The sequence below is a fragment of the Streptomyces sp. NPDC056987 genome, from assembly GCF_042673865.1.
In the GTDB taxonomy this organism is placed as follows: domain Bacteria; phylum Actinomycetota; class Actinomycetes; order Streptomycetales; family Streptomycetaceae; genus Streptomyces.
In genome coordinates, this window is sequence record NZ_JBHURV010000004.1 from 128,881 (window position 1) to 151,367 (window position 22,487).

At 72.5% G+C, this 22,487-nt stretch carries 19 protein-coding genes, 1 tRNA gene and 1 riboswitch; of the genes, 12 read left to right on the plus strand and 8 right to left on the minus strand.

Going from position 1 to position 22,487, the window contains the following annotated elements:
* Positions 1–21: 21 nt before the first annotated feature.
* The gene (locus tag ACFTZC_RS06620) at positions 22–1,308 is read right to left on the minus strand and encodes a PTS transporter subunit EIIC (protein ID WP_382887456.1); all 1,287 of its coding nucleotides are present in this window, start codon (positions 1,306–1,308) and stop codon (positions 22–24) included.
* Between the two features lie 152 nt (positions 1,309–1,460).
* Entirely contained in the window at positions 1,461–2,741 is a 1,281-nt protein-coding gene (locus ACFTZC_RS06625; protein ID WP_382887458.1) for a PTS transporter subunit EIIC, read from the minus strand.
* Between the two features lie 179 nt (positions 2,742–2,920).
* Between ACFTZC_RS06625 and ACFTZC_RS06630 the strand changes: the two genes are divergently transcribed.
* The 3 genes from ACFTZC_RS06630 to rdgB all read left to right on the plus strand — a co-directional run bounded on the left by ACFTZC_RS06630 (position 2,921) and on the right by rdgB (position 4,700).
* Positions 2,921–3,154, plus strand: a complete 234-nt coding sequence (locus tag ACFTZC_RS06630) for a PTS glucose/sucrose transporter subunit IIB (RefSeq protein ID WP_365813002.1) — start codon at positions 2,921–2,923, stop codon at positions 3,152–3,154.
* A 135-nt stretch (positions 3,155–3,289) separates the two neighbouring features.
* On the plus strand, positions 3,290–4,021 hold the full coding sequence (rph, locus tag ACFTZC_RS06635) for a ribonuclease PH (protein WP_382887461.1): 732 nt from the start codon (positions 3,290–3,292) through the stop codon (positions 4,019–4,021).
* A 76-nt stretch (positions 4,022–4,097) separates the two neighbouring features.
* Complete coding sequence (gene rdgB, locus ACFTZC_RS06640; RefSeq protein WP_382887463.1) at positions 4,098–4,700, plus strand: RdgB/HAM1 family non-canonical purine NTP pyrophosphatase; 603 nt, start codon at positions 4,098–4,100, stop codon at positions 4,698–4,700.
* Positions 4,701–4,758: 58 nt separating this feature from the next.
* Here rdgB and ACFTZC_RS06645 read toward each other — a convergent pair.
* The 3 genes from ACFTZC_RS06645 to bcp all read right to left on the minus strand — a co-directional run bounded on the left by ACFTZC_RS06645 (position 4,759) and on the right by bcp (position 7,022).
* Positions 4,759–4,842 (minus strand) — tRNA-Leu (locus ACFTZC_RS06645).
* A 101-nt stretch (positions 4,843–4,943) separates the two neighbouring features.
* Positions 4,944–6,440 (minus strand): glycine betaine/L-proline transporter ProP, encoded by a 1,497-nt coding sequence (proP, locus tag ACFTZC_RS06650; RefSeq protein WP_382887465.1) that lies wholly within the window; start codon positions 6,438–6,440, stop codon positions 4,944–4,946.
* A gap of 114 nt (positions 6,441–6,554) precedes the next feature.
* Positions 6,555–7,022 (minus strand): thioredoxin-dependent thiol peroxidase, encoded by a 468-nt coding sequence (gene bcp / locus ACFTZC_RS06655; RefSeq protein ID WP_382887467.1) that lies wholly within the window; start codon positions 7,020–7,022, stop codon positions 6,555–6,557.
* Positions 7,023–7,158: 136 nt separating this feature from the next.
* On the opposite strand from bcp, the gene ACFTZC_RS06660 reads away from it, so the two are divergent.
* From ACFTZC_RS06660 to sugE, 3 genes are all read left to right on the plus strand, one after another.
* Positions 7,159–7,488, plus strand: coding sequence for a DUF3618 domain-containing protein (locus ACFTZC_RS06660; RefSeq protein ID WP_382887469.1), 330 nt, complete (start codon positions 7,159–7,161; stop codon positions 7,486–7,488).
* Between the two features lie 115 nt (positions 7,489–7,603).
* The gene (locus ACFTZC_RS06665; RefSeq protein WP_329827408.1) at positions 7,604–7,906 is read left to right on the plus strand and encodes a co-chaperone GroES; all 303 of its coding nucleotides are present in this window, start codon (positions 7,604–7,606) and stop codon (positions 7,904–7,906) included.
* 65 nt (positions 7,907–7,971) lie between these two features.
* A riboswitch (guanidine-III (ykkC-III) riboswitch) is annotated at positions 7,972–8,043 on the plus strand.
* A gap of 34 nt (positions 8,044–8,077) precedes the next feature.
* Positions 8,078–8,398: a quaternary ammonium compound efflux SMR transporter SugE gene (sugE, locus tag ACFTZC_RS06670; RefSeq protein ID WP_365813014.1), complete on the plus strand. Its 321-nt coding sequence runs from the start codon at positions 8,078–8,080 to the stop codon at positions 8,396–8,398.
* Here sugE and ACFTZC_RS06675 read toward each other — a convergent pair.
* A complete protein-coding gene (locus ACFTZC_RS06675; RefSeq protein WP_382887777.1) occupies positions 8,382–10,847 on the minus strand; it encodes a transglycosylase domain-containing protein in 2,466 nt (821 codons plus the stop codon). The genes sugE and ACFTZC_RS06675 overlap by 17 nt on opposite strands.
* Positions 10,848–11,044: 197 nt before the next feature.
* On the opposite strand from ACFTZC_RS06675, the gene ACFTZC_RS06680 reads away from it, so the two are divergent.
* The 4 genes from ACFTZC_RS06680 to ACFTZC_RS06695 all read left to right on the plus strand — a co-directional run bounded on the left by ACFTZC_RS06680 (position 11,045) and on the right by ACFTZC_RS06695 (position 14,626).
* On the plus strand, positions 11,045–11,845 hold the full coding sequence (locus ACFTZC_RS06680; protein WP_382887471.1) for an ABC transporter permease: 801 nt from the start codon (positions 11,045–11,047) through the stop codon (positions 11,843–11,845).
* 109 nt (positions 11,846–11,954) lie between these two features.
* Positions 11,955–12,791: an ABC transporter permease gene (locus ACFTZC_RS06685; RefSeq protein WP_382887779.1), complete on the plus strand. Its 837-nt coding sequence runs from the start codon at positions 11,955–11,957 to the stop codon at positions 12,789–12,791.
* A 96-nt stretch (positions 12,792–12,887) separates the two neighbouring features.
* A complete protein-coding gene (locus ACFTZC_RS06690; RefSeq protein WP_382887473.1) occupies positions 12,888–13,877 on the plus strand; it encodes an ATP-binding cassette domain-containing protein in 990 nt (329 codons plus the stop codon).
* 32 nt (positions 13,878–13,909) lie between these two features.
* Positions 13,910–14,626, plus strand: coding sequence for a DUF1707 domain-containing protein (locus ACFTZC_RS06695; RefSeq protein ID WP_382887475.1), 717 nt, complete (start codon positions 13,910–13,912; stop codon positions 14,624–14,626).
* A gap of 148 nt (positions 14,627–14,774) precedes the next feature.
* Here the strand turns inward: ACFTZC_RS06695 and ACFTZC_RS06700 are convergent, their stop codons facing one another.
* Positions 14,775–16,184, minus strand: a complete 1,410-nt coding sequence (locus ACFTZC_RS06700; protein ID WP_382887476.1) for a GDSL-type esterase/lipase family protein — start codon at positions 16,182–16,184, stop codon at positions 14,775–14,777.
* Positions 16,185–16,339: 155 nt separating this feature from the next.
* Between ACFTZC_RS06700 and ACFTZC_RS06705 the strand changes: the two genes are divergently transcribed.
* Positions 16,340–17,767: a DUF445 domain-containing protein gene (locus ACFTZC_RS06705; protein WP_382887478.1), complete on the plus strand. Its 1,428-nt coding sequence runs from the start codon at positions 16,340–16,342 to the stop codon at positions 17,765–17,767.
* A 189-nt stretch (positions 17,768–17,956) separates the two neighbouring features.
* Here ACFTZC_RS06705 and ACFTZC_RS06710 read toward each other — a convergent pair whose 3' ends face one another.
* Positions 17,957–18,622, minus strand: a complete 666-nt coding sequence (locus ACFTZC_RS06710) for an ABC transporter ATP-binding protein (protein ID WP_382887781.1) — start codon at positions 18,620–18,622, stop codon at positions 17,957–17,959.
* A gap of 259 nt (positions 18,623–18,881) precedes the next feature.
* Between ACFTZC_RS06710 and ACFTZC_RS06715 the strand changes: the two genes are divergently transcribed.
* Entirely contained in the window at positions 18,882–22,487 is a 3,606-nt protein-coding gene (locus tag ACFTZC_RS06715) for an FtsX-like permease family protein (protein ID WP_382887480.1), read from the plus strand.

The window sequence follows — 22,487 nt, forward strand, 5'->3', positions numbered from 1 at the left end:
CTGGGGGAGCGGGAGAGCCGCCTACTTGGCCTCCGCCTTGCGGAGTTCGGCGAGTTCCTCGTCCGACTCCCGGCCCGGCGTCGGAAGGTTGAACCGTACGATCGCGAAGCGGAAGATCGCGTAGTAGAGGGCCGCGAAACAGAGCCCGACCAGCGCGAGCCCCCACGGGTTGGTCGCGATGCCCAGGTTGAGGAAGAAGTCGACCGCGCCCGCCGAGAAGCCGAAGCCGTCCTTCATGCCGAGCGCCCAGGTCAGCGCCATGGACACACCGGTCAGCACCGCGTGGATCGCGTACAGCACGGGCGCGATGAACATGAACGTGAACTCGATCGGCTCCGTGACGCCCGTCACGAACGCGGTCAGCGCGAGCGAGAGCATCATGCCACCGACGGCCTTGCGGCGCTCGGGGCGCGCGCAGTGCGTGATGGCCAGACAGGCCGCGGGGAGCGCGAACATCATGATGGGGAAGAAGCCGGTCATGAACTGCCCCGCCGTCGGGTCGCCCGCCAGGAAGCGGTTGATGTCGCCGCTCTTCCCGTCGAACGTACCGGCCTGGAACCACGGGAACGAGTTGAGGAGGTGGTGCATGCCCACCGGGATCAGTGCACGGTTGGCGACACCGAAGATGCCCGCGCCGACCGCGCCCGAACCCACCAGCCACTCACCGAAGTTGTGCAGTCCGGCGCCCAGAACCGGCCAAATGTAGCCGAAGACGATGCCGATCACGAGCCCCGCGAAGGCGGCGAGGATCGGGACGAGACGCCGGCCGCCGAAGAAGCCCGCCCAGTCCGGCAGCTTCGTCCGGTAGAACTTCTGGTACAGCAGGGCGACCACGATGCCCATCACCACACCGCCGAGCACCTTCGCGTCGACGGGCGCGTCCGTCATCACCACCTTCCCGTCCACCACCTGCGCCACCTTGGGCAGGTTGGAGTCGGTGAAGGTGGCCAGCACGCTCTTGAAGACCAGATAGCCGGTGACGGCGGCGAGCGCGGTCGAGCCGTCCGCCTTCTTCGCGAAGCCGATCGCGATGCCCACGGCGAACAGCAGTGGCATGTTGTCCAGGATCGCGTTGCCGCCCGCGGCCATGAAGCCCGCGATCTTCGTGACGAACGCGGGGAACGAGTCACGGCCGAGCATGTCCGCGTTCCCGAGCCGGACGAGCAGCGCCCCGGCGGGCAGGACCGCGACGGGCAGCATCAGGCTGCGCCCGATACGCTGCATCACGGACATGACAGCGCTGCCCCTTTTCGGCTTCTCCGCAGCGGGCTTGTTCTCCGCCGCGGGGGCGGCGCTGGCCGTGGACATCAACTTCCTCCAGGGGGAACGCGGCACGCGGCCGCGTGGTCTACACCACTATTGGTTTAGACCAGTTGTACACGGTGAGGAAGGGATAAGGAACCGCCGCAATTCGGCGAAAAATGTGACGTGGATTACGCTCCGGCGGACCCGCCGGGCCCTCACGCCCTGGTGTTCTGCTGCTCGCCCTCCCGCTCCAGCTCCTCAGGCTCCCGCCCCGGCGTGGGAATGTCGAACACGGTGATCGCGAAGCGGAACACCACGTAATAGATCACCGCGAAGCACAGACCGATCGGGATGATCAGCCAGGGCTTGGTGTCCAGGTGCCAGTTGACGACATAGTCGATCAGCCCCGCCGAGAAGCTGAACCCCGCGTGCACCCCCAGCGCCCAGGTGATCGCCATCGAGGCGCCCGTCAGCAGCGCGTGCGCCCCGTACAGCAGCGGCGCCGCGAACATGAAGGAGAACTCCAGCGGCTCCGTCACCCCCGTGACGAACGACGTCAGGGCGACGGAGAGCATCAGCCCCGCGATCCGCTTGCGGTGCTCCGGGCGCGCGCAGTGTGTGATGGCCAGCGCGGCGGCCGGCAGGCCGAACATCATGATCGGGAAGAACCCCGACATGAACTGCCCCGCCGACGGGTCCCCCGCGAAGAACCGGGTCAGATCGCCCTGGACCGTCGTCCCGTCCGGCTTGGTGAACGAACCCGCCTGGAACCAGAAGAACGTGTTCAGGAACTGATGCATGCCGATCGGGATGAGCAGCCTGTTCGCCACCCCGAAGATCCCCGCACCCCAGGCGCCGAGCCCGATGAGCTGCTTGGCGAACGCCGTCAGCGCGTCACCCACCGGCTGCCACAGCAGTCCGAAGGCCACGCCCAGCACCACACCGATGAACGCCATCAGGATCGGCACCAGCCGGCGCCCGTTGAAGAACCCCAGCCAGTCCACCAGCCGCGTCCGGTGGAACCGCTGCCACACCACCGCCGTCAGCAGCCCGATCAGAATGCCCCCGAGCACCCCCGGATTCTGCGGCACCCCCTCCGGCGCCGCCTTCGTCACCGAGCCGCCGACCGGGAACGCCGCCAGCACGTTGTGGTAGACGAGGAAACCGGCGACCGCGGCGAGCGCCGTCGACCCGTCCGCCTTCTTCGCGAAGCCGATCGCCACGCCGATGCAGAAGAGCAGCGGCAGCCCGAACGCCCCGTCGAGGATCGCCGTACCGCCCTGCGTGAACACCTTCGCCGTCCGGTCCCAGAACGGCCCGTGCAGATACGCCGAGAAGAGATTGCCCAGGCTGACCAGCAGACCGGCGGCGGGCAGCACCGCCACCGGGAGCTGCAGACTCCGGCCGACCTTCTGGAGCCCCTGGAACAGCCCGCTCCAGCGCCGCTGCCGCGGCCCCGCCGGCTGCCCGGGCGCGGCGGTGCTGTCGGCGCTCATCGGCGTTCTCCCGTCCCTCGCCCGCCCCTCCGCCATCCCGCCACGACTGGTGTAGACCAGTTGGGCTAGGCTTCTCCCCGCCATCATTCGGTACGGCGTGACCGCACGCCCGCGAAGATGGGCCAACCGTGCGTTACGGTGACGAAACGGTCTGTGTTCGAACGTCAGGGAGTAAAGACATGGCCACCAAGGCTGAGAAGATCGTCGCCGGGCTCGGCGGGCTCGACAACATCGAGGAGATCGAGGGCTGCATCACCCGCCTCCGCACCGAAGTCGTCGACCCCGACCTCGTCGACGAGACCGCGCTCAAGGCCGCCGGAGCCCACGGCGTGGTCAAGATGGGCACCGCGGTCCAGGTGGTCATCGGCACGGACGCCGACCCCATCGCGGCGGACATCGAAGACATGATGTAGGTCCGCCGAAGCCGCGGCGCAACAGCCGGGGCTCGGCCCGCCCCCGACGCCGCGCCGCACGGACGGGGCCTGAATCCGACCACGGTCACGACCGCCGGATCAGGCTCCTCCCCGCCTCCGGATAGGCTCACGGCCATGTCTCGAATCGACGGCCGCACCCCCGAACAGCTCCGCCCCGTCACCATCGAACGTGGATGGAGCAAGCACGCCGAGGGCTCCGTCCTCATCTCCTTCGGTGACACCAAGGTCTTCTGCACCGCCTCCGTCAGCGAAGGCGTCCCGCGCTGGCGCAAGGGCAGCGGCGAAGGCTGGGTCACCGCCGAATACTCCATGCTGCCCCGCGCCACCAACACCCGCGGCGACCGCGAAGCCGTACGCGGCAAGATCGGCGGACGCACCCACGAGATCAGCCGCCTCATCGGCCGGTCCCTGCGCGCCGTCATCGACTACAAGGCGCTCGGCGAGAACACCATCGTCCTCGACTGCGACGTCCTCCAGGCCGACGGCGGCACCCGCACCGCCGCCATCACCGGCGCCTACGTCGCCCTCGCCGACGCGGTCGCCTGGGCCCAGGGCAAGAAGATCGTCAAGGCCGGCCGCCGCCCCCTCACCGGCACCGTCGCCGCCGTCAGCGTCGGCATCGTCGACGGCGCGCCGCTCCTCGACCTCTGCTACGCGGAGGACGTCCGCGCCGAGACCGACATGAACGTCGTCTGCACCGGCGACGGCCGCTTCGTCGAGGTCCAGGGCACCGCCGAGGCCGAGCCCTTCGACCGCAAGGAGCTGAACGCCCTCCTGGACCTGGCGACGGCCGGCTGCGTCGACCTCGCCGCCGTCCAGAACGAGGCCCTGGCCCGCACGGCCTGACCGGCCCCGTACCTGTGCGCCCCGTACCGTACGGGCGCCCGCCCGGCGCGTCCGTACGGTACGGATACTGGTGGGCATGACCCGCCTGATCCTCGCCACCCGCAACGCCGGGAAAATCACCGAACTCAAGGCCATCCTCGCCGGCGCCGGCCTGCCGCACGACCTGGTCGGGGCGGAGGCGTACCCCGACATTCCCGACGTCAAGGAGACCGGCGTCACCTTCGCCGAGAACGCCCTCCTCAAGGCCCACGCCCTCGCCACCGCCACCGGCCTCCCCGCCGTGGCCGACGACTCCGGCCTCTGCGTCGACGTCCTGGGCGGCGCCCCCGGCATCTTCTCCGCCCGCTGGGCGGGCACCCACGGCGACGACCGGGCCAACCTGGACCTGCTCCTCGCCCAACTCGCCGACATCGCCCCGCCCCACCGCACGGCCCACTTCGCCTGCGCCGCCGCCCTCGCCCTCCCGGACGGCACGGAACGCGTCGTCGAAGGCCGCCTCCAGGGCACCCTCCGCCCCACCCCGGCCGGCACGGGCGGCTTCGGCTACGACCCGATCCTCCAGCCGGACGGCGAGACACGCACCTGCGCGGAACTGACGGCGGCGGAGAAGAACGCGATCAGCCACCGCGGCAAAGCCTTTCGGGCGCTGGTACCGGTGGTGCGGGAGCTGCTGGGCTGAGGGCCGGGGAGAAGAAACGGCGTGCGTATCGATCCTTCGATACGCACGCCGTTTGCTGTGCGGCGGAAGGGATTCGAACCCTCAAGCCCTTTCACAGGCCACAGATCCTAAGTCTGCTGCGTCGCCACTGCGCCACCGCCGCAAGCAGGCCACCATGCTATCGGGCGAGGCGACCTGCCGGGGGACGGGGGAGTGGGAGAGGGGGACACACGGAGCCTGCAGGGCTCTGGGCCTGACGGAGCGTCAGAACTTCGGTTCCGGGGTCTGGGACTGGACCAGTTCCACCGCTTCCTCCTCCGTCTCCACCGACGGGGGTGAGCCCGTGAGGGGTTTGCGGGCTGTTTCCTTCATGCAGGCCACCGCGATCACGCCCACCAGCGCCGCCGCCATCGCGTAGTACGCCGGCATCAGGTCGTCGCCGGTCAGGCTGATGAGGGCGGTGATGACCAGGGGGGTCGTGCCGCCGAAGAGGGAGGCGGCGAGGTTGTAGCCGACGGCCAGGGAGCCGTACCGGACGTGGGTGGGGAAGAGTGCGGGGAGCGCGGCCGACATGGTGCCCAGGAGGCAGACCAGGGAGAGGCCGAGCATCAGCATGCCCGCCGTGATCGCGGGGACGCCGCCCTGTTTGATCAGCAGGAAGGCCGGCAGGGAGAGGAAGAAGAAGCCAAGCATGCCGGTCATCAGCAGCGGTTTACGGCCGTAGTGGTCGCTGAGCTTGCCGACCTGGCTGATGACCAGCATCAGCGCGACCATCACGCCCAGCAGGATCAGCAGCCCGTGCGTCTCGCTGTAGCCGAGCTGGTCCGAGAGGTACGTCGGCATGTACGACAGCAGCATGTAGTCGGTGATGTTGTACGCGCCGACGAGCGCGATGCAGAGGATCAGCGCGGGCCAGTACCGGCGGAAGATGTCGACCAGGTCGTCCTTCGTCGTGGCCTCCACCGTGTCCGCCGCCTCCGAGGCGTGGGCGCTCTCCGACTCCAGCTTCAGGAAGGCGGGCGTCTCGTCGAGGCGCAGTCGCAGGTAGAGGCCGATCAGACCGAGCGGGCCGCCGATGAGGAACGGTACGCGCCAGCCCCAGGCCTCCATCGTGTCGGAGCCGAGCGCGGCGGTGAGCGCGGTGACGAGGCCCGCCGCGCCGACGTACCCGGCGAGGGTGCCGAATTCGAGGAAGCTGCCGAAGTACCCGCGGCGCTTGTCGGGCGCGTACTCGGCGATGAAGGTGGACGCCCCGCCGTACTCGCCGCCCGTGGAGAAGCCCTGGACCAGCCGGAAGAGGATCAGGAGCGCCGGGGCCCAGAAGCCGATCGTGGCGTACGAGGGGATCAGGCCGATGGCGAAGGTGCCGAGCGCCATCAGCATCATCGTCAGCGCGAGGACCTTCTTGCGGCCGAGCCGGTCACCCATCGGGCCGAAGAACATTCCCCCGAGTGGCCGTACGAGGAACGCGACGGCGAATGTCGCGAAGGAGGAGAGCAGCTCGATCGTGGGGTTCCCCGAAGGGAAGAAGACATGCCCGATGGTGACCGCGAGATAGCTGTAGATGCCGAAGTCGAACCACTCCATGGCGTTGCCCAGGGAGGCCGCCTTCACCGCGCGCTTGACCGCTCGTTCGTCGGTGACGGTGATGTCCGACCGGCGCAGCTTGGGGTTTTTCCGCTGCCTGATGGTGCGGAAGAGGGTGGGGTGGCGTTTGACCGCTGCGGGGTCGGCCGCCTCGTCGTGCTCCTGGCCGGCCATGGCGCGGGTCCTTTCCTCGGAGTGAAGCAGTCCAAGGGAACCTTCTGTACGGCGATGGCGGATGCAAACCGAAGTCCCGCGGAAGTGGGACTTCGGTCACAGCGTCCCGGGCAGTCAGATGCCGAGGTCCTTGATGATCTTCGCCACGTGGCCCGTGGCCCGTACGTTGTAGAACGCGTGCTCGACCTTGCCCTGTTCGTCGACGACGATCGTGGAGCGGATCACGCCGGTCACGGTCTTGCCGTACATCTTCTTCTCGCCGAAGGCGCCGTAGCTCTCCAGGATCTGCTTGGACGGGTCGCCGACGAGGGTGACCTTCAGGCTCTCCTGGTCGCGGAACTTCGCGAGCTTCTCCGGCTTGTCCGGTGACACGCCGATGACGTCGTACCCGGCGCCCGCGAGCAGGTCGAGGTTGTCCGTGAAGTCGCACGCCTGCTTGGTGCAGCCCGGGGTGAGCGCGGCGGGGTAGAAGTAGACGATGACCTTGCGGCCCTTGTGGTCGGCGAGCGAGACGTCCTTGCCGTCCGCGTCGGGCAGGGTGAAGGCCGGGGCGGTGTCGCCGGGGGTGAGTCGCTCGCTCATGGTTCTCCGTAGGTCGTGGGGCGGGCTCGCGGTCGTACGTGCCCGAGCGTAATCGGGGGTGCCGTCGGGTGCGGTCGGGGCGGAGCTGACAGACTGTCGCCCAAGGACTACCGGACACGACGACGGAGGCAGCGCGGTGTCGGATTCCAGGACCCCGGCGCAGATCGAGGCGGACATCGTCCGCAGGCGCGGGCAGCTCGCCGAGACGCTGGACGAGATCGGGGTGCGGGTGCACCCGAAGACGATCGTCGGCGACGCGAAGGCCAGGGTGGCCTCCCGGGTGGACCAGACGGCGGGGCGGGCGTTCGTCGCCGTGAACAGGACGGTCGCGGGGGTGCGCGCGCCGTTCGTCGGGCACGACGGTGCGCCCCGGCTGGAGCGGGTGGTGCCGGTGGCGCTGCTCGCGGTCGGGCTGGTGGGGCTGCTCGTGATGGCGGGCAGGCCGGCGAGGCGCCGGAAGGGATGAGCGGTTCCCCCGGCGGTCCGTGTCACCCCTCCGGCGTACGGACGCGCCGCGGGCAGGTAGGTTCTGGGGCGTGAGCGAGAACTCCCCCAGCCAACACGACAAGCTGCCCATCCGGATGCTGCACGACCGCGTGCTGGTCAGGACCGACATCCCGGAGGGCGAGCGGCGCTCGTCCGGCGGCATCCTCATCCCGGCGACGGCGGAGGTCGGCCGGCGGCTGGCCTGGGCCGAGGTGGTGGCCGTGGGGCAGAACGTCCGTACGGTGACGCCGGGGGACCGGGTGCTGTACGACCCGGAGGACCGGGCCGAGGTCGAGGTGCGCGGGGTCGCGTACGTACTGATGCGGGAGCGTGATCTGCACGCGGTCGCCGCCGACCGGTTCGAGGGGTCCCAGGACTCGACCGGGCTCTATCTGTAGGACGCCGACCGCGGTGGTCGGCCGTCAGCGGCCCGCGGTCTTTCAGCGGCCCGCGGTCACCTTCCGCGGGCCGTTTGCTACGTTGGGGGGAACCCGACGAGACGCGCCGTACCGGGTCAATCGAAAGACGACGCACCTGTTGTCCGTGCTTTCTGTGCCGGAGGTGCCGTCATGGCGTGGGTTCTGTTGGTCGTCGCGGGTCTGGTCGAGGTCGCCTGGTCGATCGGGATGAAGTACACCGAGGGGTTCACGCGGCTGTGGCCGAGCGTGTTCACGGGTGCCGGGATCGTGGTCAGCATGGTGCTGCTCGCGCAGGCGGCGAAGACGCTGCCGATCGGCACGGCGTACGGCGTGTGGGTCGGGATCGGCGCGGCCGGTGCGGCGGTGCTCGGCATGGTGGTGCTGGGGGAGCCGGCGTCCGCCGCCCGGATCTTCTTCGTCTCGCTGCTGGTGGTGGCCGTGGTGGGGCTGAAGGTCACGTCCGGGCACTGAGCGCGGCGCCGGGGTCCTGGTGCTGTGGGGCCCCGGGCGGGCCCTGTCCGGCCGTACCGGCGGCGTCGGGCGCGCCTCCCGGCGGTCCCTGATCCCTCGCGTCTCCGGCACCGCCGCCTGTGGTGTCTCCCTGGCCGCCCTGCCCGCCGGCGGGCGGTCCCTGGCCGGCGCCGCCGCCCGTGGTCGGCCCCTGGTCGGCGCCGCCGCCCGTGCCGCCCGGCGGCGGGGGGCGGTGGCCCGGGGGCGGGCTCTGGCCTCCGCCGGTGCCGCCGGTGGTGGCGCCGCCCGCGCCGGTCGCGCCCCCCGTTCGGCCCTGTGACGGGCCCTGGGTCTGCCCCGGTGTGCGGCCCGGGGCGCTGGGCCGCGGCGAGGCGCTGCCGGGCATGCCGGACTCCAGCGACTGCTGCGGATCCGGCGAGGCGCTCTCCTCGGCGCCGGCCGCCACCTGGAGGTCGAAGTCCTGCACGGGGGTGGCGCGCAGCGCGGCCGCGGTGTATTCGCCCCAGATGGCGGCGGGCGCGCCGCCGCCGTTGATCCGGGCCTGGCCGAGCGCCCCGTACAGCGGCTTCTGCTGGGCCGTCTTCGGGTCGGCGCCCATGACGGCGACGACGGTGGCCAGGTTCGGGGTGTATCCCGCGAACCAGGCGGCCCGGTCCTCCTCCGCCGTGCCGGTCTTGCCCGCCGCGGGGCGGCCCGCGGACAGGGCGGCGGTGCCGGTCCCGCCGTCGACGACGCCGCGCAGCACGGCGGTGGTGGTGTCGGCGGCCTCCCGGCTGACGGCCCGGGTGGCGGCCCGCCGCGGCAGTGCGACATCCGTGCCGTTCTTGGTGACCTTGGTGACGAGCGTGTACGGGACGCGCTCGCCGTGGTGGGCGAGGGTCGCGTACGCCTGGGTCATGTCGAGGACGCTCGCGGTGGCCGGGCCGAGGGCGATGGAGGGGGAGGCGGTGAGGTCGGGGGTGCCGGCCGGGATGCCGAGGGCGACGGCGGTCTTCCTGACGGTGTCGGGGCCGACGTCCTGGGCGAGCTGTGCGTAGACCGCGTTGACGGACTTGTCGGTGGCGGTCCTGACGGTGATGGGGCCGTAGTCCTTGTCGTCCTCGTTGGCGGGGGCGTAGCCGGTGGGGCCGGTGGGGCCCTGGACCATGTGGCCGGTGTCGCCGTCGTAGACGGTGTTGGGGGTGATGGGCCGGCCGTCCTGGGTCTCGGAGCCGTTCTGGACGGCGGAGGCGAGGACGAACGGCTTGAAGGTGGAGCCGACCTGGTAGTCGCGGCGGGTGGCGTTGTTGACGTACTGCTTCGTGTAGTCGATGCCGCCGTACATGGCGACGACCCGGCCGGTCGCGGGGTCGATGGAGGCTCCGCCGACCCGGACGTTGCGGTCGGCGGCGCGGCCGCTGTCGAGTTGCGAGGTGACCTGGTTGCCGACGGCTTTGACCAGCGCGTTCTGCTTCTTGCGGTCGAGGGTGGTGGTGATCCGGTAGCCGCCGGTGGCCAGGGTGTCGGCGCCGATGACGTGGTGGCCGGCCAGGTAGTCCTCGACGGCCTGGACGAGGTAGCCGCGCTGTCCGGAGAGGCCGGTGGCCGCGGACCGGATCGGGCCGGGCGCGGGGAACTTCAGGGTGGCGCGGGTGCCTGCGTCGAGCCACTTCTCCTTGACCATGCCGTCGAGGACGTAGTTCCAGCGGGCGACGGCGGCGGGCTTGTTCTCGGGGTGGACGACGACGTCGAACTCGCTCGGCGCGTTGAGCAGTGAGGCGAGGTAGGCGCCCTCCGCCGTGGTGATGTCCTCGACGTCCTTGCCGTAGTACGCCTGCGCCGCGGCCTGGATGCCGTACGCGTTCCGGCCGAAGAAGCTGGTGTTCAGATAGCCCTGGAGGATCTGTTCCTTGGACTGTTCGCGGTTGAGCTTGATCGCGATGAAGAACTCCTTGGCCTTGCGGGCGATCGTCTGCTCCTGGCCGAGGTAGTAGTTCTTGACGTACTGCTGGGTGATGGTGGAGCCGCCCTGGGTGCCCTTGCCGGTGGCGGTGTTCCAGGCGGCGCGGACCATGCCCTGCGGGTCGACGGCGGGCTCGCTGTAGAAGCCGCGGTCCTCGGCGGCGAGCACGGCCCGCTGCACGGTCCTGGGTACCTGCGCGAGCTGGATGTTCTCGCGGTTGACGGCGCCGTCGCGGGCGATCTCGGTGCCGTCCGCGTACAGGTACACGTTCGACTGGGCGGTGGCCGCGGCGTTGGCGGCCGGGATGCCGACGAGCTTGTAGCCGAGGGCGAAGCCGCCGATCGCGAGGAGCGCGCACACCAGGAACGCGCCGAGCACCACGCGCCGGGACGGGAGGAAACGGCGCCGGCGCGGACCGGTCCGCTGCTGTGGCTCGTCGTTCATGTGTCTGGAGACCCCTCGGCCGTGGCCGAAGGCTGACTCTCCGGCATAACGGTGTCGTATCAGTCCATTCGTAACGCAGGCATAAGAAACGCTGCGCAGCCCTATGAAACACGGCCAGAACGGTCCGGAGGGCCGGACGCGATGGGCCGGAGCGGTGGTACCCGGATATTCGGTCGCGGTGGCCCGTTCGGCCGGACTAGGGTCGTGCGCTTTGGTGCCTGCGGCCGAGCGGCCCGGGACGGAAGAGAAAGGGGCCCTTCGTGCGGCTCTACTTAGCGGTGGCCGCGGGAGGGTTCCGGCGTCACGCGACGTACCGGGTGGCCACCGTGGCCGGGGTGTTCACCAACACGGTGTTCGGCTTCATCATCGCGTACACCTACACCGCCCTCTGGGACGTACGGCCCCAGCTCGGCGGTTACGACCTCTCCCAGGCCGTCACCTTCGTCTGGCTCGGCCAGGGGCTGCTGATGACCTGCGCCATGATGGGCGGCGGCTTCGAGGACGAGCTGATCGAGCGGATCCGTACCGGCGACATCGCCGTCGACCTCTACCGCCCCGCAGACCTCCAGCTCTGGTGGCTCGCCGGGGATCTGGGCCGCGCGGCCTTCCATCTGCTGGGGCGCGGCATCGCGCCGATGGTGTTCGGCTCGTTCGTCTTCGACCTGGCGATGCCGGGTTCGGCGCTGGTCTGGCCGGCGTTCCTGCTCGCCGTGTTCCTCGGGGTCGTCGTGAGCTTCGCGATCCGCTATCTCGTCGCGCTCTCCGCGTTCTGGCTGCTGGACGGCGCGGGCGTGGCGCAGATCTCGTTCCTGGCGGGGACGTTCTTCTCCGGGCTGCTGCTGCCGCTCACCCTTTTCCCCGGGGCGCTGGGCGAGATCGCGCGGGCGCTGCCCTGGTCCTCGCTGCTCCAGGTCCCCGCCGATGTCTTCCTCGGCCGGCGGGCCGGGTGGGACCTGGCGGGGGCGTACGCGTTCCAGGCCGGCTGGGCGGCGGCGCTGCTGGTGGCCGGGCGGCTGCTGCAGGGCGTGGCGACGCGCAGGGTGGTGGTCCAGGGTGGCTGACGAGACGCTGTCGGACGTCTCCGGCATCTCCGGCCGGGGACGGTCCGGGGCACCGGAGAACTCCGGGGAGCCGGAACTCTCCGGGGAGCCGGAGCGCGACCGGCCGGAGATGTGGATTCCGCGGGCCTCACGTGCGGCGGTGCTGCGGGACGGGCTGCGGGCGTACGGACTGATCGTCGCCATGTGGATGCGCTCGACGATGACCTACCGCGCCTCCTTCGCGATGACGGCGCTCGGGAACTTCGCGGTGACCCTCTTCGACTTCGTGGCGATCCTCGTGATGTTCACGCACGTCGACGCCCTGGGCGGCTACTCGCTGCCCGAGGTGGCCTTCCTCTACGGGACGTCCGCCACCGCCTTCGGCCTCGCCGACCTGCTCCTCGGCTCGATGGACCGGCTGGGGCGCCGGGTGCGCGACGGCACGCTCGACACGCTGCTGGTGCGGCCCGTCCCCGTACTGGCGCAGGTCGCGGCGGACCGGTTCGCGCTGCGCCGGGTGGGCCGGGTCGTCCAGGGGCTGCTGGTGCTGGGGTACGCGCTGCTCGTCGTGGACATCGACTGGACGCCCGTACGGGTGCTGATGGTGCCGATGATGGTGGTCTGCGGGGCGGCGATCTTCGCCTCCGTGTTCGTGGCGGGCGCGGCGTTCCAGTTCTGGGCGCAGGACGCGGCCGAGGTGCAGAGCTCGTTCACGTACGGCGGGACGACGCTGCTCCAGTACCCGCCGACGGTCTTCGCGAAGGACCTGGTGCGCGGGGTGACGTTCCTGGTGCCGCTGGCCTTCGTCAACTGGATCCCGGCGCTCTACGTGCTGGGCCGGGAGAACCCGCTGGGGCTGCCCGCCGCGGTCGCGTTCCTGCCGCCGGTGGTGGCGTGCGGGTGCTGCGCGCTGGCGATGGCGGCGTGGCGGGCGGGGCTCCGGGCGTACCGCAGCACGGGGAGCTGAGCCGGGTGCGGAGGAACGGGGCCGGGACAGGAACGCCGGGACAGGGACAGGAACGCCGGGACAGGAACCAGGGAACGGAAGAGAGAGGGCACGCGGATGACGACGGACGACGCGGCGGGATTCATCGAGCTGGACGGCGTCGAGAAGGTCTTCGACGTGCGCCGGAAGACCGGCCCGCTGCGCCGCGAGAAGCACCGGGTGCGGGCCGTCGACGGCATCAGCTTCCGGGTGCCGCGCGGCGAGATGGTCGGCTACATCGGCCCGAACGGCGCCGGGAAGTCCACCACCATCAAGATGCTCACGGGCATCCTCACCCCCAGCGGCGGCCGGCTGCGGGTCGCGGGCATCGACCCGTCGCGGGAGCGTACGCGGCTGGCGCACCGCATCGGCGTGGTCTTCGGGCAGCGCACCACGCTCTGGTGGGATCTGCCGCTGATCGACTCGTACCGGCTGATGCACCGGATGTACCGGATCCCCGACGCCCGGTTCCGGACCAATCTGGAGCGGTGCGTGGAGCTGCTGGATCTCGGTGAGCTGCTGGACGTACCGGTACGGCAGCTCTCGCTGGGCCAGCGGATGCGCGGCGACATCGCGGCGGCGCTGCTGCACGACCCGGAGGTGCTGTATCTGGACGAGCCGACGATCGGGCTCGACGTGGTCTCCAAGGCGAAGGTGCGGGAGTTCCTGCGCGACCTGAACGCGGAGCGCGCGACGACGGTGCTGCTGACCACCCACGACCTGACCGACATCGAGCAGCTCTGCCGCCGGGTGATGGTCATTGACCACGGGCGGCTGCTGTACGACGGGGCCCTGGCCGGGCTGCACGAGGTGGGGGAGAGCGAACGGACGCTCGTCGTCGACCTGGAGCGCGAGCTGCCGCCGGTCGACGTGGCGGGCGTGGGTGCGGGGGCGCGGGTGGTGAAGGTGGAGGGGCCGCGGCAGTGGCTGGCGTTCCCGGCGACGGAGTCGGCGGCGCCGCTGGTCGCGCGGATCGCGGCGGAGTATCCCCTGGTGGATCTCTCGGTGCGGGAGCCGGACATCGAGTCGGTCATCGCCAAGATGTACGTGGATCGATCAGCTGTGTGACGTTGGCCTCAGGCGGTGGCTACTCTGCTCCTATGACGAGTGAACGGCCTGAGACGCGTGCCTCCGACGCCGAGCGAGAGCAGGTGGCGGAGCGACTCCGTGAGGCGATGACCGAGGGCCGGCTCACGATGGAGGAGTTCGACGAGCGGCTCGGCGTGGCCTACAAGGCGCGTACGCACGGCGAGTTGGTTCCGCTGGTACGGGACCTCCCCGCGCCCGGGACGACGACGGACGTGGCGCGGATCGCGGACGGCGCCGTGGCCCGGGACGGGGACGGGGAGAGCGCCCCGACCGCCTGGGCCGACCGCGTCGGCCGCGAACCGGCCACGTCCAAGGGCGCGTTCGCGTTCTGGGGCGGGTTCGGCCGCAGGGGGACGTGGACGGTGGGCCGGAAGTTCACGGCGGTCGTCTTCCAGGCGGGCGGCGAGATCGATCTGCGCGAGGCCCGGTTCGAGGACCGCGACGTGGTGATCCGCTGCTTCACCTTCATGGGCGGTGTCCATGTCACGGTCCCGCCGGACATGGACGTCGAGGTCAGGGGCTTCGGCCTGATGGGCGGCTTCGGCGAGGCGCCGCACGACGGATCGGCGGTGAGCCCCGGCTCGCCGCGGGTGGTCGTCACCGGGTTCGCGCTGATGGGCGGGGTCGGGGTGGAGCGCAAGCTCCGGGACGCGGAGAAGCGCAGGCTCAAGGAGGAGCGCAAGCGGCAGCGGCTGGAGAAGAAGGCGGAGCGGAAGGAACTGGACTGACCGTCCGGGCCCGCCGTCCCGACTTGGCCTCCGGTCACGGTCCCGCCTCCGGTCACGGTCCCGCCTCCGGTCACGGTCCCGCCTCCGGTCATGGTCCCGCCTGCGGTCATGGTCCCGTCTCCGGCCTCGGGCGAGCCTCCGCTTCCCGCTACAGCTCGGCGGGGGCCTTCGCCTCCAGCAGGTCGAGGCTGAGCGAGCGGCCCATCGCCCGGTATCCGGCGTCGCTCGGGTGCAGGCCGTCGCCCGAGTCGTACAGCGGCCTGATCCGGTGCGGGGCGTACGGGTCGCGCACCACCCGGTCGAAGTCCACGACGTCGTCGAAGACCCCGCCCGCCCTGATCTCCGCGTTGACCCGCTCCCGTACGGACTCGGCGGCCGGGCTGTACCCGCGGTAGGCGCCGAACGGCGTCAGCGTCGAGCCGATGACGCGCAGCCCGCGCGCGTGCGCCTGCCGGGTCAGCTCCCTGAGCCCGGCGGTGATCCTGGCCGGGTCGCGCTCGGCGCCGCGCAGGATGTCGTTGACGCCGAGGTCGATGACCACGGTCCGGGCCCCGGCGCGTTCGAGGACGTCGCGCGAGAAGCGGGAGACTCCGCTCGCGCCCTTCCGGTCCCGTGCGGAGTCCGCCAGGATCCGGTTGCCGCCGATGCCCTCGTTGAGCACGGCGATGTCCCGGTCGCGCAGCCGCGCCGCGAGGATGTCCGGCCAGCGGTGGTTCGCGTCGGGGCGGGAGCCCACACCGTCGGTGATCGAGTCGCCGAAGGCCACCACGGCCCCCCGCGCGTCGCGGTTCTGGACGTCGACGGCGGTGAGATACCGCCAGGACCTGCTCGGCTCGGTGTACGGGACCCCGGTGGTGTCCCGCGTCCGGTCGCCGTCGGCGAGGTACGAGGTCTGGAGCGCGTACGGGTGGTACGTGACGGGCCCGCTCGCGACCGGCGTGTGGAGCGTGACCAGCAGATCGCCGTCGTAGGGCACGCGCATCACCACCGGGTCGCTGATGATCTGCCCGCCGGCCGGTATGGTCACCGCCGCCCGCCCGCCGAAGGAGAGCTGCCGCAGGGTCCCTCCGGCCGCGCGCGGGCCGCCCGCGCCGACTGCGACGGAGGCGTGCCCGACCAGGAGCGGGGTGGGGCTGTAGAGGTTGGAGAGGGTGACGCGGACGCCGGTACCGCCGATGCTGGTGTGCACGACGTTACGGATGGAACGCCCGGGATAGCCGTACGGGACGCCCTTCTCGGCGCCGGCCGGGGCGGTGGCCCACGTTCCGGTCCAGGCGTCGGCGGAGGCGGGCGCGGCCCGGCCGCCGGTGGCCGGGGCCTGGGCCCGCGCCTCGCCCGTACCGCCGCCGCCCGTCGCCGCGCCGTTCGAGCCGGACGTACCGTTCGAGCCGGACGCCGTACCGTTCGAACCCGTCGTACCGTTCGAGCCCGCCGCGCCGCCGGAGGGGACCCCCGGCCCCGCGGTCAGCAGGCCGAACCCGCCGAATATGGCGGCGCACACCAGCGCCACCACCCCTATCAGCCCCCCGAGCAGGGCAAATCCGCGCTGTCTGGTCATGTCCCCCGTATCCCCTCACCCCTGTGTTCGTCTCCATCATCCGGCATCGCCCGGGGAACTCGGCGCGCGCCCCGGGAGTACGTCAGGAAGGGACAATGTGTACGAGTGGGTCCGGCCACGAGGCCCATGAGTGTGTACGCGGACGGGTGGAGCGGATGGAACGTACGGATCCGGACAAGTCGGCTCCGCGTGAAGAGCTGACGCCGGGAGCGGCAGGAGCGGCAGGGACGGCAGGCGCGGCAGGCGCCGCCGGGCCGGCCGGGGCGCGGCGGACGGCGGCCTCCGGCGGGACGGGCGCCAGGCGGCCGACGACCCTGCCCGGCTTCTCCTACACGGCCGCCGACGAGGAGAAACGGCGCGGCGTGCGCCGGATGAAGACCACCGCCACCGGCCTGCTCCTGTTCGTCGCGCTGGTCTTCGTCCTCGCGACCTGGGCGAAGAACTCCGGTGCGGGCCCCTGGGCCGGCTATGTCGCCGCGGCGGCCGAGGCGGGCATGGTCGGCGCGCTGGCCGACTGGTTCGCGGTGACGGCGCTCTTCCGGCACCCGCTGGGCCTGCCCATCCCGCACACCGCGATCATCCCGCACAAGAAGGACCAGCTCGGCGCCTCGCTGGGCTCCTTCGTCGGGGAGAACTTCCTCTCCGCCGATGTCGTACGCAGCCGGCTGGGCGCCCTCGGCATCGGCGGCCGGCTCGGTACCTGGCTCGCCGAGCCCGACCACGCCGACCGCGTCACCGCCGAGCTGTCGACGGCGCTGCGCGGCGCCCTCACCGTCCTGCGGGACGCGGACGTCCAGGCCGTCGTCGGTGAGGCGATCACCCGCCGCGCGGACGCCGCGGAGATCGCGCCGGGTATCGGGAAGACGCTGGACAAGGTCGTCGCCGACGGCGCCCACCACCGCGCCGTCGACCTGATCTGCGCGCGGGCGCACGACTGGCTGGTGGAGCACGGGGACTCGGTCATGGACGCGGTCCAGGGCGGTGCCCCGGGGTGGACGCCGCGCTTCGTGGACCGCAGGATCGGCGACCGCGTCTACAAGGAGCTGGTGCGCTTCGTCACCGAGATGCGCGACATGCCGACGCACCCGGCGCGCGGCGCGATCGACCGCTTCCTGCGCGACTTCGCCGCCGACCTCCAGTCGGACACGGACACCCGGGCGCGGGTCGAGCGGCTGAAGTCGGAGCTGCTGGCGCGGCCCGAGGTGCAGGACATCATCGCCTCGGCCTGGGCATCCGTACGCACCATGATCATCTCGGCGGCCGAGGACGACCGCAGCGAGCTGCGCCTGCGGGCGCGCGCCTCGCTGCTCTCGCTGGGCGGCCGACTGGCGACGGATGACCGGCTCCAGGGGAAGGTGGACGGGTGGGTCGAGGACGCGGCGGCGTATCTCGTCTCCACGTACCGGGGCGAGATCACCTCGCTGATCTCGGAGACCGTCGCGAGCTGGGACGCCGCCGACACGTCGAAGAAGATCGAGGCCAACATCGGCCGGGACCTCCAGTTCATCCGGATCAACGGCACGGTGGTCGGCGCGCTGGCCGGGCTGCTGATCTACACGGTGTCGCACGCGCTGGGCGCGTGAGGAAACCGGCCCCGGCCTGATCGCAAAAAAAGTGCTGGGCGCGTGTACCGGACCCTGTCGTCCGTTCACGCGCCCAGCCACCATGGGGGAGTTGCCATGGAGTACGCGGCCCGGCCCCAGGGTGTTCAACGCGTACGAAAAAACTTTTCTGCGGCCCGCCTCATGAGGTGAGGACGAGCGACAGCGCCGCTACGGGACGATCCGGCCGTCGCTCAGCTCCACCACACGGTCGGCCAGTTCGAGCAGCTGAGGGTCGTGCGTGGCGACCAGCGCGGTCGCGCCCTCGCTCCGTACGACCGTACGCAGCAGCTCCATCACCGCGAGCCCGGTGTGCGCGTCCAGTTGAGCGGTCGGCTCGTCGGCGATCAGCAGGGCCGGCCGGTTGGCGAGGGCGCGGGCGATGGCCACCCGCTGCTGCTGACCGCCGGAGAGTTCCCCCGGGCGCTGCGCCGCGTGGTCGGTGAGGCCGACGAGGGCCAGCAGCAGCGCCACCCGCTCCTCGCGCTCGCGCGCCGCCGCCTTGCGCAGCCGCAGCGGCACGCCCACGTTCTCCGCCGCGGTGAGGATGGGGATCAGGCCGAAGGACTGGAAGACGAATCCGACGCGGTCGCGGCGGAGTTCCAGGAGTTCGTTCCCGCCGAGTGACGAGAGGTCGGTGCCGTCGACGACGACCCGGCCCCGGTCCGGCGCGTCCAGGCCGCCGATCAGATTGAGCAGGGTGGTCTTGCCGGCCCCGGACCGCCCTTTGAGGGCGACCAGTTCACCGCGCGGGATGTCGAGGGAGGCGCCGCGCAGCGCGTGGACGGCGGTGGGACCGGTGCCGTACGAGCGGTGCAGGTCCTCGACGCTGACCATCGGGCCGGTGGTGCCGGGGGGCGGGGTGGTGTTCCGCCCGGCGCTGGTGTCGTGTGTGCCGGTGTCGTGCGTGCCGGTGTGTTCCGTCATGGGCGCATCCCCCGCGCGTCGTGGCTGTGGTTGTCGCCCGGCCACAGTATGTGCGGGCACCGCAGGGTAGGCAATGGGATGGTTTTCTGTTTGGCTGGACGTGGATCAACGGGGGAGACCCGGAGAAGGAGCCGTTCTGCCGGACGGCGCACGGGTTGTCGGGGGAAGTGTGACGGGGTTCGTCTTTCTGCGCGCGGCGGGGCATCGGCTGCTGCTGGCCGCCGCGCTGCTCGCGGTGGTGCTGACCACCTGTGTGCTCGCCTCCCTCACCGCGTTCTCGACCTCCGTGGGGGACACCGCCCTGCGCGAGACGCTGCGCGGCCGGGACGCCGCCTCCGCCGTGCTCGTCATCAGCGCGGACGTTCCGGAGCGGCAGCGGGACGCGGCGCAGCGGGCCGTGGCCCGGGGCGCGCGCGAGTCGTTCGACGGGCTGCCCGTGACCGTACGGAAGCTGGAGCGCTCGGGACCGTACGCGCTGCCCGGGGCGCTCCGGTCGTCCACCGCGCCCGTGGCCGGGGACAAGCCGGACCTGACCCACTTCGCCGCCCTGGACCGCTCCCGGATCACCCTCGTGGCGGGCGAGCTGCCGGGCACGGGCACGGGTGGGGGGAAGGACGCGGGGGAGAGCATCCCCGTGGCCCTGCCCGAAGAGGCCGCCCGGCGGCTGGAGTTGGCCCCGGGCGCGCGGATCGCGCTCACCGACCGGCTCACCGACGACCGGCTGACCGTCCGGATCACCGGTGTCTACCGGGCCACCGACCCCACCGACCCGTACTGGCGGCTGGACGCGCTCGGCGGACGCGGCATCCGCGAGGTCGACTTCACCACCTACGGCCCGCTCCTCACGGACGCGTCCGTCCTCACCGCCGGGCAGGTCTCGCGCGCCGCCACCGGCTGGCTGGCCGCCGCCGACTACCGGGGCATCACCACCGACCGGCTCGACGCCCTGCGCACCGCCGCCACCCAGGTCCCCGAGCGGCTGCGGGAGGAACCGGCGCTCGGCGGCGCCGCGACGGTGACGACCGCGCTGCCGGCCCTCCTCGACCGGACCGAGCGGGCGCTGCTGGTGTCCCGGTCCACCCTGGTCATCGTCGCGCTCCAGCTGCTGCTGCTCGCCGCGTACACGCTGCTCCTGGTGGCCCGGTCGCTCGGCGCGGAACGGGCGGGCGAGACCGGCCTGTTGCGGGCGCGCGGTGCCTCGCGCGCCCGGCTGGCCGCGCTCGCCGCCACGGAGGCGCTGCTCCTGGCGCTTCCGGCGGCGCTCTGCGCCCCGCTCCTCGCGGCCCCGCTGACCGGCCTGTTCGCCCGTTCGTCCGCGCTCGGCGACGGCGCGGCGGGTGATGGCGTGCCCGGTGACGGCGCGGCGGGCGCGGGGGCCGGCCTCGGTGATCTGCCGCCCTGGCCGGTGTGGCTGGTCGCGGCGGCGGTCGCCCTCGGCTGCGCGGCGGTCGTCGTCCTGCCCGCCCTCGCCGGGAACGCCGGGGCGCCCGGGACGGCCGAGGCGACCGGCGGAGGGCGCGGCCGGGCCGCCGCCCTGCCCGCACCCGTACGGGCGGGCGCCGACCTCGCGCTGCTGGTCGTCGCGGCCCTGGCCTACTGGCAGTTGGACCGGCAGACCGGCACCGGGACCGGAGCCCTCGGCAGCGACCGCGAGGGCCGCCTCGGTATCGACCCGCTGCTCGTCGCCGCGCCCGCGCTGGCGCTGCTCGCCGGTACGGTGCTCACCCTGCGCCTGCTGCCGCCCCTGGCCCGGCTCGCCGAGCGCCGCGCCGCGCGCAGCCGTGCGCTGCCCGGCGCGCTGGCCGCCCACCGCCTCGCCCGCCGGTCGCTGCGCGGCGCCGGGCCCGCCCTGCTGCTGGTCCTCGCGGTGGCGACGGGCCTGCTCGCCCTCGGGCAGAGCGCGTCGTGGGACCGTTCGCAGCGCGACCAGGCGGACTTCGCCACGGGCGCGTCGGTACGCGTCCTGGACGGCCGGCCCGCCGACCCCGGCCAGGCCGGTCTCTACGCCGCGCTGCCGGGGGTACGCCAGGCGGCCCCCGCGCACCGTACGGAGGCGGGCCTCTCCGGCGGCCTGTCGGCGACCGTGCTCGCGCTGGACACGGCACACGCCGACGAAGGGCTGCTGCTGCGCGCCGACCTCGCCGACGAACCCGCGGAGAGCGTGCTGGGCAGGGTGACGGCCGGGGTGACGGCGGAGGGAGCGGACGAAGGGGCGGACAAGGGAACGGACGAGGGGGCGGACGGGCCCGTACGGGAGGACCGGGAACGTACCGGGATCGCCCTGCCCGACGACACCCGCCGGCTCGGCCTCGACGTGCGGCTCACGGCCGGGAAGAACGCCTCGGGCGACTTGGGCGCCTCGCCGACCGGGCGCGCCGCCGCCCTGCTGGTGGTGGTCGAGGACCGCTACGGCATCCCGTACCGGCTCAGCGCCGGGCAGGTCCCGGTCGACGGGCGGCTCCACCGGGCCACCGTCGATCTCGACCTGACCGCCGCACGCACCCACAGCGCCCCGGCCGGGCCGCTCCGCCTGACGGGGCTGCGGCTCGGCGGGGTGGCCGGGCAGGAGTCCGAGCAACACCGGCTGACCGTCGAGCGGTTGCTCGCGACCGGCGCGACAGGAGCCACTGACGCGACCGGAGCCACCGGAGCCGCCCCCGCCCCCGTGCCCGTCCCCGTACCGGACGACGTGCGCTGGCGCGGCAGCGCCACGGTGACGGCCGGCGCCGGGGAGAGCGAGCCGAAGGACCTGGAACCGGCCGCGTCCGCCCCCGACTCCGCATCCCCGTCCGCCCCGGCGCTCCTGACCGTCACCTACCCGGCCGGGCAGGCCTCCCAGGACTCCGGCTTCTTCTCCGTACGGCTCGATGTCGCGGGCGCCCCCGCCCCCGGGCGGATCGCGGCCGTCGCCACCGACGCCTTCCTCCGTGCCACCGGGGCCGCCCCAGGCGGCAGCGTCGACCTGACACTGGCGGGCGAACAGGTCCGGGTGACCATCGTGAAGACCGTACGGGAGCTGCCCACGACCGGAGCGACGACGGGCACCGGCACGGACACCGACCCGGACCCGGCCGCGGCGACCGGCCCACCGGCGGACGCGCAGGCGGCCACGGGCGCGGAGACCGGCGACGGCGGCGCCCTCCTCGTCGACCTGCGGGCCGTCAACGCGGCCCTCGCCGCGCGGACCGACCGCTCCCTCGCCCCCACCGAGTGGTGGCTCAGCACCGCCCCCGGCGCCGCCGCGCAGGTCGCCGCCGCGCTCCGTGACCGCTCCGACGGCACCGAGCCCGCCCGGGTGCTCGTACGCGACGAGACGGCGGCCGGACTGCTCGGCGACCCGCTCGGCGACGGGCCGCGCTCCGCGCTGATCGCCGTGGCGCTGGCCGCCGCCGCGCTCTCCGCCGTGGGCTTCGCGGTCGGCGCCGCCGCCTCCCTGCGCGAACGCACCGCCGAACTCGCCGTCCTGCGCGCCCTCGGAGCGCCCCGCCGGGGACTCGCCCGGCTGGTCGTGACGGAACAGGGCGTGCTGATCGGCATCGGCCTGGCCGTCGGCGCGGCGCTCGGCGTGCTGCTGACGAGGGCGTTCGTCCCGCTGACCGTGCTGACCTCCGGCGCGGCCCGGCCCGTACCCCAGGTGCTCGTGGAACTCCCGCTGCCCCAGGTGACCCTGTTCCTCGCGGGCGTCGCGGCCGTGCCCCTGCTGATCACCGCCGTCCTCGCCGCCCGGCGCGGCGCCGGCCTCGCGGCCGCGCTCCGCCACCAGAGGGACCACTGA

Coding starts and splice junctions, on each gene's coding strand:
- rdgB (WP_382887463.1), top strand. CDS start 4,098: ATGACCCGCCTGATCCTCGCCACCCGCAACGCCGGGAAAATCACCGAA.
- sugE (WP_365813014.1), top strand. CDS start 8,078: ATGGCGTGGGTTCTGTTGGTCGTCGCGGGTCTGGTCGAGGTCGCCTGG.
- ACFTZC_RS06705 (WP_382887478.1), top strand. CDS start 16,340: ATGGAACGTACGGATCCGGACAAGTCGGCTCCGCGTGAAGAGCTGACG.
- rph (WP_382887461.1), top strand. CDS start 3,290: ATGTCTCGAATCGACGGCCGCACCCCCGAACAGCTCCGCCCCGTCACC.
- ACFTZC_RS06695 (WP_382887475.1), top strand. CDS start 13,910: ATGACGAGTGAACGGCCTGAGACGCGTGCCTCCGACGCCGAGCGAGAG.
- proP (WP_382887465.1), bottom strand. CDS start 6,440: ATGGCCGGCCAGGAGCACGACGAGGCGGCCGACCCCGCAGCGGTCAAA.
- ACFTZC_RS06665 (WP_329827408.1), top strand. CDS start 7,604: ATGCTGCACGACCGCGTGCTGGTCAGGACCGACATCCCGGAGGGCGAG.
- ACFTZC_RS06710 (WP_382887781.1), bottom strand. CDS start 18,622: ATGGTCAGCGTCGAGGACCTGCACCGCTCGTACGGCACCGGTCCCACC.
- ACFTZC_RS06685 (WP_382887779.1), top strand. CDS start 11,955: ATGTGGATTCCGCGGGCCTCACGTGCGGCGGTGCTGCGGGACGGGCTG.
- ACFTZC_RS06690 (WP_382887473.1), top strand. CDS start 12,888: ATGACGACGGACGACGCGGCGGGATTCATCGAGCTGGACGGCGTCGAG.
- bcp (WP_382887467.1), bottom strand. CDS start 7,022: ATGAGCGAGCGACTCACCCCCGGCGACACCGCCCCGGCCTTCACCCTG.
- ACFTZC_RS06630 (WP_365813002.1), top strand. CDS start 2,921: ATGGCCACCAAGGCTGAGAAGATCGTCGCCGGGCTCGGCGGGCTCGAC.
- ACFTZC_RS06625 (WP_382887458.1), bottom strand. CDS start 2,741: ATGAGCGCCGACAGCACCGCCGCGCCCGGGCAGCCGGCGGGGCCGCGG.
- ACFTZC_RS06700 (WP_382887476.1), bottom strand. CDS start 16,184: ATGACCAGACAGCGCGGATTTGCCCTGCTCGGGGGGCTGATAGGGGTG.
- ACFTZC_RS06620 (WP_382887456.1), bottom strand. CDS start 1,308: ATGTCCACGGCCAGCGCCGCCCCCGCGGCGGAGAACAAGCCCGCTGCG.